Below are 15,744 nucleotides of genomic sequence, written 5' to 3'. Positions count from 1 at the left end.
GGCAGAGGCCTCTCGATCTCATCGGAATCCGTGGGTTTCTGCGGGTTTGGCGACTCTCCCCCGATTTCTCCGCAGGGGCGGGAATATTCGCTGCGCGCCCCCGTTTTCCTGGGGACCGGGCCGATCTCAACCGGCCGTTAACCAGGAGACGCCGTGATGAAACGCCTTTGTGCCCTGATGCTCGTCCTGCCGCTGGCGGCCTGCTCGGCAGGCGGGTTCGAGTTTCCGTCCATCGCATCGCTCTTCGACACAACACAGCCGGAGACGCGGCCCCTGACGGCCGCCATCGCCCCGGCCGCGCGCCCCGCCAGCGGCGAGCTGCGCAGCATGACCGTCACCAGCCTGCTCGACGGCAGCCGCACGACCTTTTCGGTGCGCGCCTACGGCAACGGCATCCGGGTCAGCGAGAGCAACGGCTGCACCTGGACCCGGGCCCGCGACTGGTTCTCGCCCTCCGACAGCTGGGCGAACTGCGGCACCTCCAACAACTGGCACACGGCACAGGCCAAGGTTCGCGAGCTCGATCCCGTCTATCCCCTGAAGGTGGGCGAGGTCGGCCGCTATCACCGTGATGCCGTCTCCCACAGCGGGCGCAGCTACAGCCGCGAGACCCGCTGCGAGGTGACCGGCGCCGTCGAGCTGTTGCGCCCGGGCCTCGAGCCCACTCCGGCCTATGTGGTGGCGTGCGACGACAGCCGGCGCATCCGCACCACCTGGTACGCCCCCGGCGAGGGACCCGTGGCCTACCGCGAAGAGCACCGGCGCCACGGGGTGCAGGAGGCCTGGATCCGCACCCCGTGAGGGATGCGGCTGCGGCAACATGAACGCCACCTGAAGCCGCGATGAAAAACCACCGAACGGGACATGAAGGAATATCGGGAATTCCGTTAAATAACAAATAGTTATTGGTGTATGTCCAGTTCTGATGTAGGTGCTGTCTTGTCGTATGGAAACGCCGTCGGGGCGGCGTCGTCGGAGGGGTTGAAGCAACCATGGAACAGGAGCGCCTAGGCACTGCTGCCATATCAGGAGTTTGCGATGAAACACTTCCGGCGCGTGAAAACGGCCATAGACCCTAAGCCCTTTCTCGAAGAGATCGCAGCCATCGGCGGCGCCTGGACCGCCGCAACGGGGCGCCAGGACAAGGTTAAGGTCCAGCGCGAGTCGCTTGCCATTCCGCTGCGTGGCCTCCGCAAATCGGCCGTCCAGGGCCGTAAGGCCCGCGACGTGCATGAGAGCCGCTGGACCAGTGGGTCGAAGACCTACCCCCTGGCCTGCCAGTTCCTGCGCGCCTTTGCCGCCGAACAGAACGGCCTCCTGGGCCGCGCCAAGATCGTCTGCCTGCCGGCGGGCGGGCGTGTCTATCCGCACATCGATCGCGGGGAATATTACCGGCCCCGTAACCGTTATCACCTTGTCCTGCGGTCGACGCAGGGTTCCTGGCTGAAAGCCGGTGACGAGGAGGTCCGCATGCGCGAAGGCGAAGTCTGGTGGTTCGACAACAAGCAGGTCCACGAAGCCGTTAACGATGGCGATCAGGACCGCATTCACATGATTTTCGACCTGCTGCCGAAAGCCGGCACCGGCGAGATCCTCGATGAGACGAGCAGCAAGGAGAGCGAATCCATGTCCACCGCAGCCGCCCTGGCGCAGCCGCTCCAAACCTCTTCGGACTTCACCCTGAGCTTCCGCCCCGCCAAGGGGCGCAACGCCCTTGCCTGCTGGCTGGCTTTGCCCAAGGAGGTCTCCCCGGACGCGCCGCCGCTGGTGGCCGTTCACGGCATCCAGCGGGGCGCCAGGGCCCAGGCCGAGCTCTACGGCGCCCGTGCCGCGGCCAGCGGCCGCCCGGTCATCGCTCCGCTGTTCGACGAAAAGAACTGGCGGCGCTATCAGCAGGTGGTGCGTAAGGAGCGCTCCGACCTGGCGCTGCTTTCCCTGCTGACGGAACTGCGGTTGGCGGGCATCTGGCGGACGCGGACCATCGAGATTGCCGGCTACTCCGGCGGTGCCCAGTTCGCCCATCGCTTTGCCATGCTGTATCCGCATATGGTGTCGCGTCTGACGGTGGCCTCGGCGGGTTGGTACACCTTTCCGGATTCCACCACCTTTCCCTATGGCCTTGCCGCGCGTCCGGGCCGCAAGGACGACTGGGGGCCGCGCATGGCCGCGGGGCTCGACCGCTTTCTGCGCCTGCCCATCACCGCCTGCGTCGGCGCCCTGGACAACCTTCCGGACGAGAACACCCGCAGCGGCGAGGACATCGACCGGCAACAGGGCGTCACGCGCCTGGACCGCGCCAAGCGCTGGACCGAAGCCCTGCGCCAGGCGGCCATCGCGCGGGGCATCGCACCCTCGGTTTCCCTGGCAGTGCTGCCGGGCTGCGGACACGACTTCCGCTCCTGCGTCCTTCGTGGCGGTCTCGACTGGAGGGCGCTGCCCGATAGCGGATCCTGTGGTCAGCAGGCCGAGAACATCGACCTGGAAAGCAGCATTCGGTCCCTGGCCTCATAAGGCCGCGCCGTTCAGGCGCCGTTCATGATCAGTTGCTCGGCCATTCATCGCGGCGACAAGCGCCCTTCAACAAATAACGTCACCTTCTTAACGAACGAACTTAGCGACAACAGCCAAGCTCAGGAGCGACGCAATGAACGCCCTTGACCCCCTTTCCCCCCAGATGCTCACTCAGGCGAAGTGGGCCTTCTCCACCCGCCGCGTGCCGCATGAAGACGCGGTCTTTCTGAGCGACGACCTGAAGCGCGTCCAGTCCGGCGATCTCGTCCTCGGACGCGTCGAGCGCATCGGTTCCCACAAACGAATTCAGTTGGCCAAGGGCCGCGCCTCCCAACTTTACGTTGGCGATATCGTCGTGCTGGCCTGCGGTGCCCGCTATGCCCCCGACCAGTTTGAAGGTTTGGCCGAACTCGACCCCACAGGCGCCGACATGCTGGCCGGGGGCGGCGTCCTGGGCCGCCTGCGCGACAGTCATGCGCGCATGTCCTCGCCGACCCGGATCGTGCCCCTCGGGCTGCTGGCCGATGCCTCCGGCGCGGTCATCAACGTCGACAGCTACGCGCTGCCGAAGGCAAAGCGGCCAAGGGGGCTGACGGTGATCGGCGTGGTCGGCGCCTCGATGAACTCCGGAAAGACCACCGCCGTCGCCAGCCTCGCCCACGGCCTCAGCCGCGCCGGCCACCGCGTTGCCGCGATCAAGGCGACCGGCACCGGTGCCTTCGGCGACTTCAATGCCTATGTCGACGCCGGATCCGGCTGGGTTGCCGACTTCACCGATGCCGGCATGGTCTCCACCTACCGTCAGCCGCTCGAGCGCATCGAGGAAGGCCTGGACACCCTGCTCGCCCATGCCGCCGCGAACGGCTGCGAGGTCGCGGTGGTGGAACTGGCCGACGGCGTGTTCCAAACCGAGACCGCGAGCCTCTTGCAGAACCCGCGGGTCCGCGACGGCTTCGCCGGCGTCGTCTTCGCCGCGCCCGATGCCCTGGCCGCCGCCGGCGGCTGCACCGTGCTGCGCTCCATGGGTGTCGAACCGGCGGTCGTCACCGGCATGGTGAGCTGCTCGCCGCTGGGCGCCGCCGAGGCCGAAGCGGCCACCCAGGTTCGGGTCGCGACCCGCGCGGCCCTCTGCGATCCCGCCCAGGCCAATGCCCTGCTGGCGCAGATGACCGGCGAGATCGGCGCGCAGGACGCCGCCCCGGAGCTTGACGCCGCAGCGCTCACCGACGACGACTTCGCCGCCGTGGAAGCGGCGGCATGAGCCATCTGCCGCGCCTGGCCGGCGAAGGACGCGGCAGAAGCATCGCTCTGGTCGCGGCCCTCGCCCTCGGCCAGGCCGCCGCCGCCGGCATCGCCGCCTTTGCCACCCGCGATGTCTTCGCGGCCTTCAGCGACAGCCTTGCCGAGTTGCCGCTGATCGCCCTGGGGCTGGTGGCCGCCGCCGGCCTTGCCATCGCGCTGCTGCGGGTGGCCGAGCGGGTGGTGGCCGAGCGCGTCGGCCAGAACTATGCCGCGTCGCTGCGCCTCAAGCTCTTTACCCATCTGACTGAGATGTCGGCGCGCGCCGTGGCCGAACGGCGCAGCGGCGCGCTGGCCATGCGTTTCGTGGGCGACCTGGCGGCGGTGCGCGGATGGGTCAGCCTGGGGATCGCCCGCCTGATCTCCGCCGGCATCGTCCTGCCGCTGGCCTGCGCTGTGCTCTTTCTCCTGAATCCGAACCTGGCCCTGGCCGCCAGCATCCCCATCGTCGCGGGATTGGGGCTGATGGCCCTGACCGGCCCACGCCTCGGCCCCGCCCACCGGCGCCTGCGGGCGCGGCGGGCGCGCCTGGCCGCCGACATGAGCGAGCGCATCCCCCACGCGCCGGAGCTGCGCCTGCTGGGACGCATCGACACCGAGCGCGCGCACCTGCTGCGCCGCACCGAAAAGCTGGTCGCCTCGGCGCTGGAACGCGCCCGCGGGGCCGCGCTGCTGCGTGCCGTGCCCGATGCGGCCTCGGGTCTCGCCGCGGCCAGCCTCTTTCTCGTAGCCCTGCGCAGTGGCGCGCCGGCCGCCGAAGCCGCCGGTGGCCTTGCCGCGGTCGGCCTGATGATTCAGCCGATGCGCGACCTCGCCGGTGTCTGGGATAAACACAGGGCCTGGATTGCCGCGCGGGTCAAATGCGAGGCCCTTCTGGCCAGCCCGAAGCTCAGCCACCGCCGCCGCCAAGGCCGCCCACCCCTTCCCGATGCACCCCTGGCCCTGCGTTTCGAGGGCGTCCGCGCCGGCAACCTCAAGACCGTCAACATCGCCGCCGCCGCGGGCCAGAAGATCGCCATCGTCGGCGGCAATGGGGCGGGCAAGTCGACGCTGCTCAATCTCGCCGCCGGGCTCGAGCAGCCGGCCAAGGGCCAGGTGACCCTGGGCGACCGTGCGCCCGGCAGCCTGAGCGCGGCCGAGCGGCGGCGGAGCATCGCGCTGGTCGGGGTCCGCTCACCGATCCTGGCCGGCAGCCTGCGCCGTGCCTTGACCATGGGCGTGGCCCAGCGACCGGAGGACGCGGCCATCCTGGACTGCGCCGAGACCTTCGGGCTGAAGGAGGTGATCGCGCGGCTCGGCGGCCTCGACGGCCGGCTGGCGGAGGGCGCGCGCAACCTCTCCGCCGGCGAGGCACGCCGGGTGCTGCTGACCCGGGCCGCGCTCTCCAGCCCGAAGCTCATGCTGCTCGACGAACCCGACGATGCGCTGGACGCCGACGGCCCGGCCCTGGTGGAGGCGCTGGTGCGCGAAAGCGAGGCGACCACCCTGGTCATCACCCACAATCTGGCCCTCGCCAGACGTATGGATCAGCTCTGGTACCTGGAGGACGGCCGCATCGTCGAAGCGGGCCCACCCGATCAGGTCCTCACCGGCGACGGCCCCACTATGCGTTTCTTCGCCCCGCGCCCGGCCGCATGACGTCTTCGGGAGTGCGCCCTTGCGCTATCTGACCAAGCTCACCCTTTCCTTCACCGGCTTGCTGGCCGTGGCTCTGGTCAGCGCCGGTCTTGCCTTTTGGAGCGCGCGCTCGGCGGAACATCATCTGCAGCGCTCGCAGCTCGCCCACCGGGTGCATGAACAGTATCTCTCGCTCTCCAGCCATACCTACGAACTGTTCAAACAGTTCGGCGACGCGCTGCTGATCGGCGACCGCGACAAGGGCACCGGCGAGGCACGGCTGCTGAAGGAGATCCGGGCCGACATCTCCAAACTGCGCATCCTGATCGCCGAGGAGGTCCAACTCGTCGGCGAGGAAGAGATCGAGGAGCTGGAGCTGCTCGCCCAGATCGAGCGGCAGATCGAATACCTGCTGAAGGAGTTCTCCCGGCTGCAGGCCAGCGACGTCTCCGTGGATCCGACGGCTTATCGGGAGCACCTCACCAACATCCTCGACGAGAAGATCGATGCGGACTTCCAGGCGCTCATCGCCGAGGCGCTGATCGAGGAGGAGCAGGAGGTCACCGAGACGGAGGTCGAGGTACGCCAAGCTGTTGCCCTGTTCCAGCGCGCCGCGGTGATCGCCGGGGTCATTGCCGCCGTCGCCGCCTTCTTCGGCATCTTCCTGTTGCGCAGTGCCCTGACCAAACCCCTGCAGCGCCTGCTCGAGGGCGCCGAGGCCGTGGGCCGCGGCGAACTCGGCCACCGCATCGACGCCCCCGGCGACACCGAGCTGGACCGGGTCGCCCAAGCCTTCAACCAGATGATCGCCAAGGTGGCGGAACGCCAGGACCTGCTCAGCGCCTCGCGCGATGCACTGGAGGAGGAAGTCTCACGCCGCACCGCCCAACTGGAGAAGCTGCTGCAGACGCTGCGGGAAACCGAGGCCAACCGCAAGCGCCTGCTGGCCGACGTGAGCCACGAACTGCGCACGCCCCTGACTATCATTCGCGGCGAGGCCGACGTGGCGCTGCGCGGCGAGTTGCGCGATGCCGAGGCCTACCGCGAGGTCTTGTTGCGCACCCGCGAGGCGGCCGACCACACGGCGCGGATTGTCGACGACCTGCTGTTCGTGGCACGCCAAGAGAACGGTGAGATTCGCATCAACCCCCGGGACGTCGACCTCGTCGACCTGGTGCTTCGCGCCATCACTGCGGGCCGCGCCCTCGACAAGGCGGGCAAGACGGTGGACTTCGAGACCTCCGTCAACACGGCGAAGCTGCGGGCCGATCCCAGCCGCATCAATCAGGTCGTCACCATCCTTTTGGAAAACGCCCTGCGCTATGGCGGGCAGGAGGTCGAGGTGCGCCTCGACCAGACCCCCGGCGGTTTCGCCATCACCGTTGCCGACGACGGACCCGGCCTCACGGAAGACGAACTGGGCCACGTCTTCGAGCGGTTCTTCCGCGGTTCCAACGCCGCGATCCGCTACGACGGTGGAACCGGGCTGGGGCTGCCCGTCGCCAAGGCCATCATCGAGGCCCATGGTGGCCGCATTGCGCTGACAAGTGAGCCCGGCGAGGGCGTGCAGGCACGCTTCACTCTGCCCAGCCGCCCGCGTCTGGCGGCGGCCTCCTAGAGTGTTTTGTGTTTTGACGGCACCGGCCCGCACCCCCTCCCCGCCACCCCCCGATTGTTTCAATGGGGCACTATCCTAGTGGGCGGCCGGCCGGGGGTGCGGGCTGGAACCGATTCGACGTAAGTCGAAAACGCCATAGAGACCGGAACCTCTCCGCATCTGCCTTTCATCGCCGACTCAACCTTGTCACAGAACCGGAGGAATAGGCCGTCGGGCGGCCCGTTATCCGTATGACAGATAAAACGGAATGGGGAGAGCAACAGCATGCCGGATCAGGAAGACACACAACCCTTGCAGCATGCGTCCTGCGCCGCCCCGGCGCGGGTGTGCCCCGGCCGATGAACCTGTTGCTGGTCGAAGACGAAGCACGGGTCGCCGACTTCGTGCTGCGCGGCTTGCGCGCCGAGGGGTGGATGGTGACCCACGCGGCCGACGCCGACATTGCCCTGGCGCTGACCGCGCAGGAACGTTTCGACGTCATCCTGTTGGATCTCATGCTGCCGGGCCTGCCGGGGCAGGACTTCTGCCGCAAACTGCGGGCGCGCCGCGACCACACGCCGATCCTCATGCTCTCGGCCCTCGACGCGCTGGACGAAAGGGTCGAGGGGCTGCGCATCGGCGCCGACGACTACATGGTCAAACCCTTCGAATTCGACGAGCTGATCGCCCGGGTCGAGGCCCTGGCCCGCCGCTCCCACCGCTTCGCGGAGTCCGGCGCCGACACGGTGCTGCAGGCCGGCCCCCTTGCCCTCGATCTCGAGTCTCTGGAAGCGACGGTGGACGGCGAACCGCTGGACCTCACGGCCAAGGAACGCGAGATCCTGAAGCTGTTTCTCTCCAAACCGGGCCGCGTGTTCTCGCGCGAGCGCATCCTCAACAGCGTCTGGGGCGCCAGCGAGGACCCGCTGACCAACATCGTCGACGTCTATGTCGGCCGCCTGCGGCGCAAGCTGGGCGACCAGGGCGAAACCCTGCAGACCGTCCGCGGCGCCGGCTACCGCCTGCGCGCGGATTGAATGTGTTACGTCTTGGCGCCGCCGCTCCGCCCCATCCAAAGGCCGGGCTATCGCATGCGGGCGGACACAGTTTCCTAGTGTTTCGAGACGACCATTCGGCTCTCTCCACCATGAGAAGATCTCCCTTTGGAGAGACTCCCTTACGCTGAGGAGCCAGCGAAGCCGGCGTTTCGAGGCGTCAGGACGCCGAACGCGGTCCCCCTGCTTAAGGTCCCTGCTAAGGGGGCGGCCGGACCGGCCGGTTTCCGCGAAAGGGAATAGTCGATGCCGCGAATGGTGCGGATGATGTCCTCTTTCCGGAGCGGTCCTCAGGGCGCGCCGCAGGCGGTTGATCGGTGCTGCTTGGCTCGGACCTAGCGCTTGGCCACCTACCGGCTTCCTCTACCCTGGCGTGCTACCGTAGACTGCTTGGTCGAGTGTAGGGGCCCGCCGGAAGGGCGCGCTAGTGTGAGCAATCCAAGGGAAGTGCCAGAGGGGGCGGGCGGCAGCTGACCGGCGCCTTCGGCTGACGGTTGCGTCCTATCAGAACTGTGATTTCAGTTCCGATGGAAACAGGATCCGGCAATGCAGGTCGGCTTTCTGGCGCTGTATGACGTTTCTGAATCTCTTGTCCATCGTGAGGAAGACGTCAACGCTGTTCTCTTCTGCCGTCCAGAGATGCAGCGCGTCCGGGTAGTGGGTCCTGTCGATCCCCCTGCAGATCCGCTTGAAGACGTCCAATCGGCGCAGGCAGCGCTCCTCGAAGCCGGTCAGACTGAAACACGGGTTACTCCGCATCCCATCAATGAAAGCTTCAGTGCGATCAGCCGAAGGCGACAGGAAGAAGCATTCGCAGTACGCGATCACGTCTTCCTTGCTCAGGTGCTGTTCGATGGAAAGGCCCCATTTGGAGCGGTCGATTGGCGGTTCGAGGTATTCGAAACGAAATTCAGCAAAGATGTCTTCATGGCCCAGTGAGGGGCACTTGAGAACGCGAAACGCTTCAGCCTCCATTTCTGCCGTGGTGAACGGGAAGACACTTCCGTTTCTGATCAGGTTGGCGATGAACTGCAAGCTGTCGATTTCGTCCTGCCGCCAGTCGTTCCGGGGTGGTCGGACTTGAGTGTGATGTCTCAGATAGGTGTAGGGCTTACCCCAGAGCTCACCCACCTCCTTGACCACGCCATGCTCGGCGCGAATGGCATCCGATCTCACCGAGTGGTCGAACAAGACTCTCATGGCACATCACACCCCATCATCCAGCCTAGGTGGCTTTGTATCGAGGTCGAAGCCGATGGCATGTTCCCACTTGTCGAAGGCCTCTTGTGGCCGGCGGCGACCGAATTCTTCCCACAGCTTTGTGAAGAAGGGCTCCAGGATGCGGTGAGTGCGTCCGCCATAGTGTTTGACGAGGCTTTCCTCGATGCACTCGTCGCTGAAGCTACGGCCCGTTTCCATGTCTCTGAAGATGAGGCGATGGTTGCCTATCTCACGAAGCCCCGCAATGCACCGCAGAGGCAACGGCAGCGCAAGGACGTCGCGGGCGAAACCCAAGTACTGTGACAGGGCAATCATGAGCCCTTCTTCCAGCAGATGGGGGGCAACGAGCGGCGTGTTGTTCGGCAATTCCGCTCTTGTGCGCTCCGGATCGAGGAGCCAGGTATCGACACCCCAGATCTCGCCGTTATCGAATGCCTGGGTCACGCCGAAGGCATGGGCGTCCTTCCCGTCCTCCCTGGTCTTTCCGGGGTCGATGGTGAATGCGGCAGCACCGCTCCGGTTCCTGGAATAATAGAAGGTTCCCTCGGTCCGATGGCCCATCAGATCGTCGATCCCGGCCGAAGACAGGTGATTGCGCAGCTCAAGAGGGGCGAAGGTGGAATCAGACTGAGTGGGGATCAAGCGCAGGAACATCTGAGGGCCGGGACGGAGCCAGGCGTTGGTGTCGCCCTCCTGCAAGGGGTTGCGCAGGTCAATACGGCCGAGCAGTGGTTCTGGAAAATCATTGCCCCCAAGCCCCCGATACGGCGCGACGGGCTCGAAGCTAGACAATTCGGCGGATTGCTTGGGCGCTTCGGCATCGAGGAGACCCGCCTCCATGATCTCGCTGAACGCCTTCTTGAGCTGTTTGACGAGATCCTCGCGCGCGGCCTTCTTTTGCTCCTGCCTGTGCTCCTCGGGCAGGTGGTAGGTGAGGGGCGCGTTCTTGTGGCGCATATCGAAAGGCCGGTCTTTGAGCCAGTTGCCGAAGGCCGTGTTGAAGACGGGCACGATTCGGTTGTCGCCGCGGGTCGCTGTGGCGCGACCATATTCGATCATGACATTGGGGTTGGGCATGGGGCGCTTTGCGCCCTCCTGAGTGACGATGGAGATGTCGGGCGCGAAGATCCCGCAGGCGTCGATGCGCTGAAAAATGGTCTGCGCAACATCGACGTTACCGGGCGCGCCCTTCACACCCTCCTCCGCCCTCAGAGCATCCACGCGGCCGAGGTCGACGTGAAGATTCTTGATCGCCCGGTCGATACAATCGCCGATGAAGCCACGGTTCGTGTTGTTGGGCAGGTCGCTCTGCCAGGAATAGAAGACGGTCTCGGTCATCGTGTGCGAAGTTACCGCCTCTCAGCGCTTTGCGGCGCGGGCGAGTTTGGCGAGGTGTTTCTCACAGGCGCGTTCGGCCAGCTTGTGGAGCTGGATGGTGCCTTCGCCGAGCCAGCTGCCGCGGGCGTAGGAGCCGAAGAGGATGATCTTGATGATGCGCCCGCACTTCTTTCCAGGCCGCCTTGGCTTCGCTCAGCGCGTCCTCGAACTCCTCGTGCAGGATCTCCTGCACGCGCTCCAGCTCGCGCCACTTCTTCTCCGGCAGGTGATCCAGGCTGGATTTCATCATAAAACCGTGATCGGCAGGGAACGGCCTTTAGGTCTCGAGCGGGGTACTGTCAGACTTCGCTTGTACACCGGGGCCCGCGCGAAGGAAAGCGGCGGCCCCTCCCGGCGGCCAGGGCTATCGCATTCGGTGTCCCGATCCTTCGAGATAGCAGCTACCCGGCTTCCTCAGCATGAGGGCGATCTTCCAACCACGGGATTTCCTCAAGTTGAGGAGACCCACTGGGTCGTCTCGAAACGCGAGGAAATCTTGCCCGCCCAATCACAATTCCCCCGCATCGAAGGGGAAGCGGGCTAGAGCCGAACCGACAAAGGTCGAAAAGCGCCTAGGGTCACTCGCCGATCAGCATGTGGGTACTGAAAAGGCCCTCCGGGTCCTGCCAGACCGCTTCGCGGCGCCAGCCGCCGTGGCGGGCCAGCGCGGCGAAGGACTCCAGGCTGTACTTGTAGGAGTTTTCGGTGTGGATGGTCTCGCCGGCGGCGAAGTCGAAGCGCCTGCCGGCCAGCTCGACACTCTGCGCCTTGGTGCTTTCCAGGTGCATTTCGATCCGCCCCTCTTCGGCGTTGTAGAAGGCCTTGTGGCGGAAGGCGCCGAGATCGAAGTCGCCGCCGAGCTCCCGGTTGATGCGCACCAGCAGGTTTAGGTTGAAGTCGGCGGTGACACCGCGGCCATCGTTGTAGGCGGCCTCCAGACGCGCGCGGTCCTTCTGCAGGTCCGCGCCGACCAGAAAGCGCGCTCCGGCGCCCAAAAGCGCGCGCGCCTGTTCGAGAAAGGCCGAAGCCGCCGGCGGCTCGAAGTTGCCGATGGTCGACCCGGGAAAGAAGCCCACCAGCCGGCCGCGTGGCACCTCCCGGGGCAGCGCGAAGGCACGCGTATAATCGGCATGCAGGGGAATGACCGGCAGGCCGCAGTCCGCCGCCAGGCGTTTCGCCGCGGCGTCGAGATGGGCGCCGGAGATATCGATGGGCACATAAGCCCGCAGGTCCTTCATTGCCTGTATCAGAATGCGCGTCTTGACCGAGGAGCCGCTGCCGAACTCCACCAGCGTCGCGCCTGCGCCCACCCGCTCCGCGATCTCCCCGGCGCGGGTCTGCAGCAGCGCGGTCTCTGCGTTGGTCAGATAGTATTCGTCCAGTTCGGTGATCAGATCGAACAGCCGCGATCCCCGCGCGTCGTAGAAGTACTTCGCTTCCAGCGTTTTTTGTGGCGCCGCGAGGCCGCCCAGAACGGAGGCCAGAAACGCCTCGCGCCCGGAGTCCAGGGGCCTCTCGCGTTCGAGAACCGAGCCTTCCGTATTCGTCATGCCGTGTCCTTTGCCAGTCTGAGGCCGGTGAACTGCCAGCGCTGATGGGGGTAGAAGAAGTTGCGGTAAGTGGGCCGCAACTGCGCGTCCGGCGTGACGCAGGAGCCGCCGCGCAGCACGAACTGGTTGCACATGAACTTGCCGTTGTACTCGCCCACCGCACCGTCAGGCGCGCGGAAGCCCGGGTAGGGCGCGTAGGGGCTCTGAGTCCATTCCCAGACGTCGCCGATCAACTGCAGGGGGCCGCCGTCGCCAGCTTGGGTGTCTGCGACACGTGGCGCCAGAGCATTGCTGGAAAGCAGATTGCCGCGCATGGGAGCATTCGCAACCGCAAGCTCCAGTTCCGCCTCCAGGGGCAGGCGCGCGCCGGCCCAGCGCGCAAAGGCCTCGGCCTCGTAGAAGCTGAGGTGACAGACCGGGGTATCCGGGTCCAGCGGCACCAGGCCGTGCAGGCCCATGGCGGCCCAGCCACCGTCCTCCCGCCGCTCCCAATAGAGCGGCGCCTGCCAGTCCTCGGCGCGGCAGCGCGCCCAGCCGTCCGACAGCCAGAGCCTCGCTTCGCCATAGCCGCCGTCTTCCATGAAAGCCAACCATTCCCCATTGGTCACCAGGCGGGAAGCCAGGGCGAAAGGCCGCAGCAGCGTTTCGTGGCGTGGGCCCTCGCAGTCGAAGGCGAATCCTTCCCCCGCGTGGCCAATCTCGACAACGCCGCCGTCGTAGCCGCACCAGGCGAGCGCCGGCGCGCTGCGGTCTTCTCCCGCCACGTCGTCGCGATAGGCCGGATGCAGCGGGTTCTGCGCCATCAGGTGCAGGATGTCGGTGACCAGCAGTTCCTGATGCTGCATCTCGTGGTGCAGACCCAGTTCCAGAAGCGGCGCGATCTCGGCCCAGCGCTCCGGCGATGCGCTGTCGATGAGGTCCGCCAAGGCCCGGTCGACATGGCGGCGGTAGTCCAACACCTCCGGCACCGCCGGACGAGTCAGCAGGCCGCGGCGCGGCCGGGCGTGGCGCGCGCCCACCGCCTCGTAATAGGAGTTGAAGAGATAGCCGTATCCCTCCCGGAAATCCCGGTAGCCGGGAACGTGGTCGCGCAGAATGAAGGTTTCGAAGAACCAGCTCGTGTGGGCCAGGTGCCACTTCGCCGGGCTGGCGTCTTCCATGGACTGGGCGACCATGTCTTCCGGCGACAGCGGCTCGACCAGATCGAAGCTGCGCGCCCGCACCTCGGCAAAGGCCGCGCGCAGGCGGGCCCGCTGCGCCGGCCCATCAAGATCGCTTTCGCCGAGGCCTGCCGGTGGCGCTGGCTGGTCGTCGTGCCAAGGAAGGCTGGCTGCCTGTTGCATGCGGGATGTCCCCTGTTATCGGTCTTTGATGAGACGCATCGGCGCAGCAGCTATTCCCGCAATCCGGTTTGGGCGGCGCCCAGCATGGGTCGATTGCGGCTGCCGCTTCGCGGCGCTTTCGAGACGCTTCGATGACTCCGTGGTCCGCCCCGATACGGCCGAAACGCCGGAGATCGGTCTGAAATGCCGTTTCCCGCAGATCTGCGTTGCCGCCATGCCTGTCGCCTTCCGCGCGAATCGGGTTCGACCATCGGATGTCCTGGATATGCGATCCGATCTGGCCGATAAAAGATCGACATCTGCGGTTCTGTGGTGCGAATTTGCACCAGGAAGAACGGCGGCCGCTGCCGGTCGCGCGGGACGGGAATTCACAGGCGGGACGGGACTACATGGATTGGGACAATCTGCGGATCTTTCTCGCCCTGGCGCAGCAGAAGTCGGTGCGCGGCGCCGCCGGGGCGCTGGGCGTCAGCCACTCCACCGTCTCCCGGCGCATCGAAAGCTTCGAGGACAGCCTCGGCGTGCGCCTCTTCGAGCGCCTGCCGGACGGCTTTGTGCTGACGCCCTTCGGCGAGGACATGATGCAGACGGCGCGCCGCCTGGAGGAGGCGGTGAACGGCCTGGAGCGGCGGGTGCTGGGCCAGGACGCGCGGCTGCGCGGCGACCTCAGGGTCACCATGCCGGACCTGCTGGCGGCCAAGCTGCTGATGCCCGACCTCGTCGCCTTCGGAAAGCGCTATCCCGACATCAATCTGGAAGTCGCGATCTCCTACACCCCCTTCGACCTGGGCCGGCGCGAGGCCGACGTGGCGATCCGCATCACCCGCGATCCGCCCGAAGCGCTGGTGGGGCGCAAGATCATCACCTACGCCCGGGCCACCTATGCCTCGCGCGCCTATCTGGCCGAGCACGATCCGGTGGCCGAGCCGGACTCGGTCACCTGGATCGGCTGGGACGACCGCAGCCGCCACCCCCGCTGGGTGCGCGAGACACCCTTTCCCGGAGCACCGGTGCGCGGGCGCCTCAACAACGCCATGGTGCAGCTCGCCGCCGCCAAGGCGGGCATGGGCCTCGCCATGCTGCCCTGCTTCATGGGCGATACCGAGCCGGACCTGCGGCGCGTCCCCCCGGGCAAGCCGGAGCCGGCCTGGGACATCTGGATCCTCACCCACGAAGACCTGCGCGCCACCGCGCGGGTGCGCGCCTTCATGGACTTCATGGCCGAAGCCTTCCTCGGTCACCGCGACCTGCTGGAGGGCCGGCAGCCGCAGCGTTAGGCTGCGCTGTCGGAGGCAGAGCAAACCAAATCCCCCTCACCCTCCCGCTCACGCGGGCCCCTCCCTCTCCCGCCAGGGGAGAGGGTCTTTTTGGTTTCCCTCTCCCCTGGCGGGAGAGGGTTGTGGAGCCTTGGCGAGATCGAAGATCGAGCCTAGGCGGAGCTGGGTGAGGGGGAGCCGCCCGAGGCCGCTACCCCTTCGGCGCGTCGGTCGAAAGGGCGAGGATGCGGCTGAGGGCAGTGAGGCTGCGGCCGGTCTCATCCCGCCAGCCGTTGAAGGCCGCCTGCACCTTGGCGAGGTCTGCTTTGCCGGTCGGGTTTTTGTCCACCACTTTCGCCTTGATCAGGGCGGCCGCAACGTCGGAAGAGACGATGAAGGTGTCCTTGCCGATGAAGCGCAGGAAGTAGGGCCCGGTGTTGCCGCCGAGGCGCGCGCCGCGCTTTTTCAGAAGCGCCCAGAGATCGACGATCTCTTCCTCCGGCCAGTCGGCAAAGCATTTGGCGGCGCTGCCGTGCTCCTTGGCCAGTTCGGTCAGGAAGATGGCGTTGTGGCGCACCGAGGCGATCTTGGCGGCATGGCGGATGATGCGGGTGTCACGGCCCAGGTCGTCCAGTTCCTCGTCCGACAACAAGGCCACGCGGCCGGGCTGGAAGCCGTGGAAGGCGGCCTCGAAGTCCGGCCACTTCTGCTCGACGACGCGCCAGACGAAGCCCGACTGGAAGATGCGCTTGGTCATGTCGGCGAGATAGCGGTCGTCGCCCAGTTTGCGCAGCGCCGCCTTGCTCTTCGGCTTGTGCTCGGAGAGCAGTTTTTCGAGCGCCGCCTCGCCGCCCTTGCGCTTGGCCGCGCGGTCGTAGATTTTCTGAAAGGACGCCACGGCTCGTCTCCTCCGTTCCT

The 15,744-nt window shown here is 66.6% G+C and carries 13 protein-coding genes; 7 read left to right on the top strand and 6 right to left on the bottom strand.

From position 1 onward, the window contains the following. The first annotated feature begins 156 nt into the window (after positions 1-156). The 6 genes from Q0996_RS09775 to Q0996_RS09750 all read left to right on the top strand — a co-directional run bounded on the left by Q0996_RS09775 (position 157) and on the right by Q0996_RS09750 (position 8,061). On the top strand, positions 157-801 hold the full coding sequence (locus Q0996_RS09775; protein ID WP_299618296.1) for a hypothetical protein: 645 nt from the start codon (positions 157-159) through the stop codon (positions 799-801). A 237-nt stretch (positions 802-1,038) separates the two neighbouring features. Continuing rightward, positions 1,039-2,511, top strand: coding sequence for an aspartyl/asparaginyl beta-hydroxylase domain-containing protein (locus tag Q0996_RS09770; RefSeq protein ID WP_299618293.1), 1,473 nt, complete (start codon positions 1,039-1,041; stop codon positions 2,509-2,511). A 133-nt stretch (positions 2,512-2,644) separates the two neighbouring features. Beyond that, complete coding sequence (locus Q0996_RS09765; protein WP_299618290.1) at positions 2,645-3,772, top strand: hypothetical protein; 1,128 nt, start codon at positions 2,645-2,647, stop codon at positions 3,770-3,772. Continuing rightward, a complete protein-coding gene (locus tag Q0996_RS09760; protein WP_299618287.1) occupies positions 3,769-5,448 on the top strand; it encodes an ABC transporter ATP-binding protein in 1,680 nt (559 codons plus the stop codon). The genes Q0996_RS09765 and Q0996_RS09760 overlap by 4 nt, the downstream gene beginning before the upstream one ends. A gap of 19 nt (positions 5,449-5,467) precedes the next feature. Beyond that, the gene (locus Q0996_RS09755) at positions 5,468-7,045 is read left to right on the top strand and encodes a cell wall metabolism sensor histidine kinase WalK (RefSeq protein WP_299618284.1); all 1,578 of its coding nucleotides are present in this window, start codon (positions 5,468-5,470) and stop codon (positions 7,043-7,045) included. 338 nt (positions 7,046-7,383) lie between these two features. Beyond that, positions 7,384-8,061, top strand: a complete 678-nt coding sequence (locus Q0996_RS09750) for a response regulator transcription factor (RefSeq protein ID WP_299618281.1) — start codon at positions 7,384-7,386, stop codon at positions 8,059-8,061. A 522-nt stretch (positions 8,062-8,583) separates the two neighbouring features. Here the strand turns inward: Q0996_RS09750 and Q0996_RS09745 are convergent. From Q0996_RS09745 to egtB, 5 genes are all read right to left on the bottom strand, one after another. After that, positions 8,584-9,270 (bottom strand): hypothetical protein, encoded by a 687-nt coding sequence (locus Q0996_RS09745; protein WP_299618278.1) that lies wholly within the window; start codon positions 9,268-9,270, stop codon positions 8,584-8,586. Positions 9,271-9,285: 15 nt separating this feature from the next. Next, positions 9,286-10,638 (bottom strand): hypothetical protein, encoded by a 1,353-nt coding sequence (locus Q0996_RS09740; protein WP_299618275.1) that lies wholly within the window; start codon positions 10,636-10,638, stop codon positions 9,286-9,288. Positions 10,639-10,699: 61 nt separating this feature from the next. Continuing rightward, positions 10,700-10,927: a hypothetical protein gene (locus Q0996_RS09735; RefSeq protein WP_322096678.1), complete on the bottom strand. Its 228-nt coding sequence runs from the start codon at positions 10,925-10,927 to the stop codon at positions 10,700-10,702. A gap of 328 nt (positions 10,928-11,255) precedes the next feature. Further along, positions 11,256-12,227, bottom strand: a complete 972-nt coding sequence (egtD, locus tag Q0996_RS09730; protein WP_299618271.1) for an L-histidine N(alpha)-methyltransferase — start codon at positions 12,225-12,227, stop codon at positions 11,256-11,258. After that, positions 12,224-13,570 (bottom strand): ergothioneine biosynthesis protein EgtB, encoded by a 1,347-nt coding sequence (gene egtB, locus Q0996_RS09725; RefSeq protein WP_299618268.1) that lies wholly within the window; start codon positions 13,568-13,570, stop codon positions 12,224-12,226. Before egtB ends, egtD begins: the two co-directional genes overlap by 4 nt. Positions 13,571-13,959: 389 nt before the next feature. Here egtB and Q0996_RS09720 point away from each other — a divergent pair, with 389 nt between their 5' ends. Continuing rightward, positions 13,960-14,847, top strand: coding sequence for a LysR family transcriptional regulator (locus Q0996_RS09720; protein ID WP_299618265.1), 888 nt, complete (start codon positions 13,960-13,962; stop codon positions 14,845-14,847). Positions 14,848-15,037: 190 nt separating this feature from the next. Here Q0996_RS09720 and Q0996_RS09715 read toward each other — a convergent pair whose 3' ends face one another. After that, entirely contained in the window at positions 15,038-15,724 is a 687-nt protein-coding gene (locus tag Q0996_RS09715; protein ID WP_299618262.1) for a DNA-3-methyladenine glycosylase I, read from the bottom strand. Positions 15,725-15,744 lie beyond the last annotated feature (20 nt).

It is taken from the genome of Pelagibius sp. (genome assembly GCF_028289705.1).
GTDB lineage: Bacteria > Pseudomonadota > Alphaproteobacteria > Kiloniellales > Kiloniellaceae > Pelagibius.
This window is presented reverse-complemented; position numbering and strand designations above follow the sequence as displayed.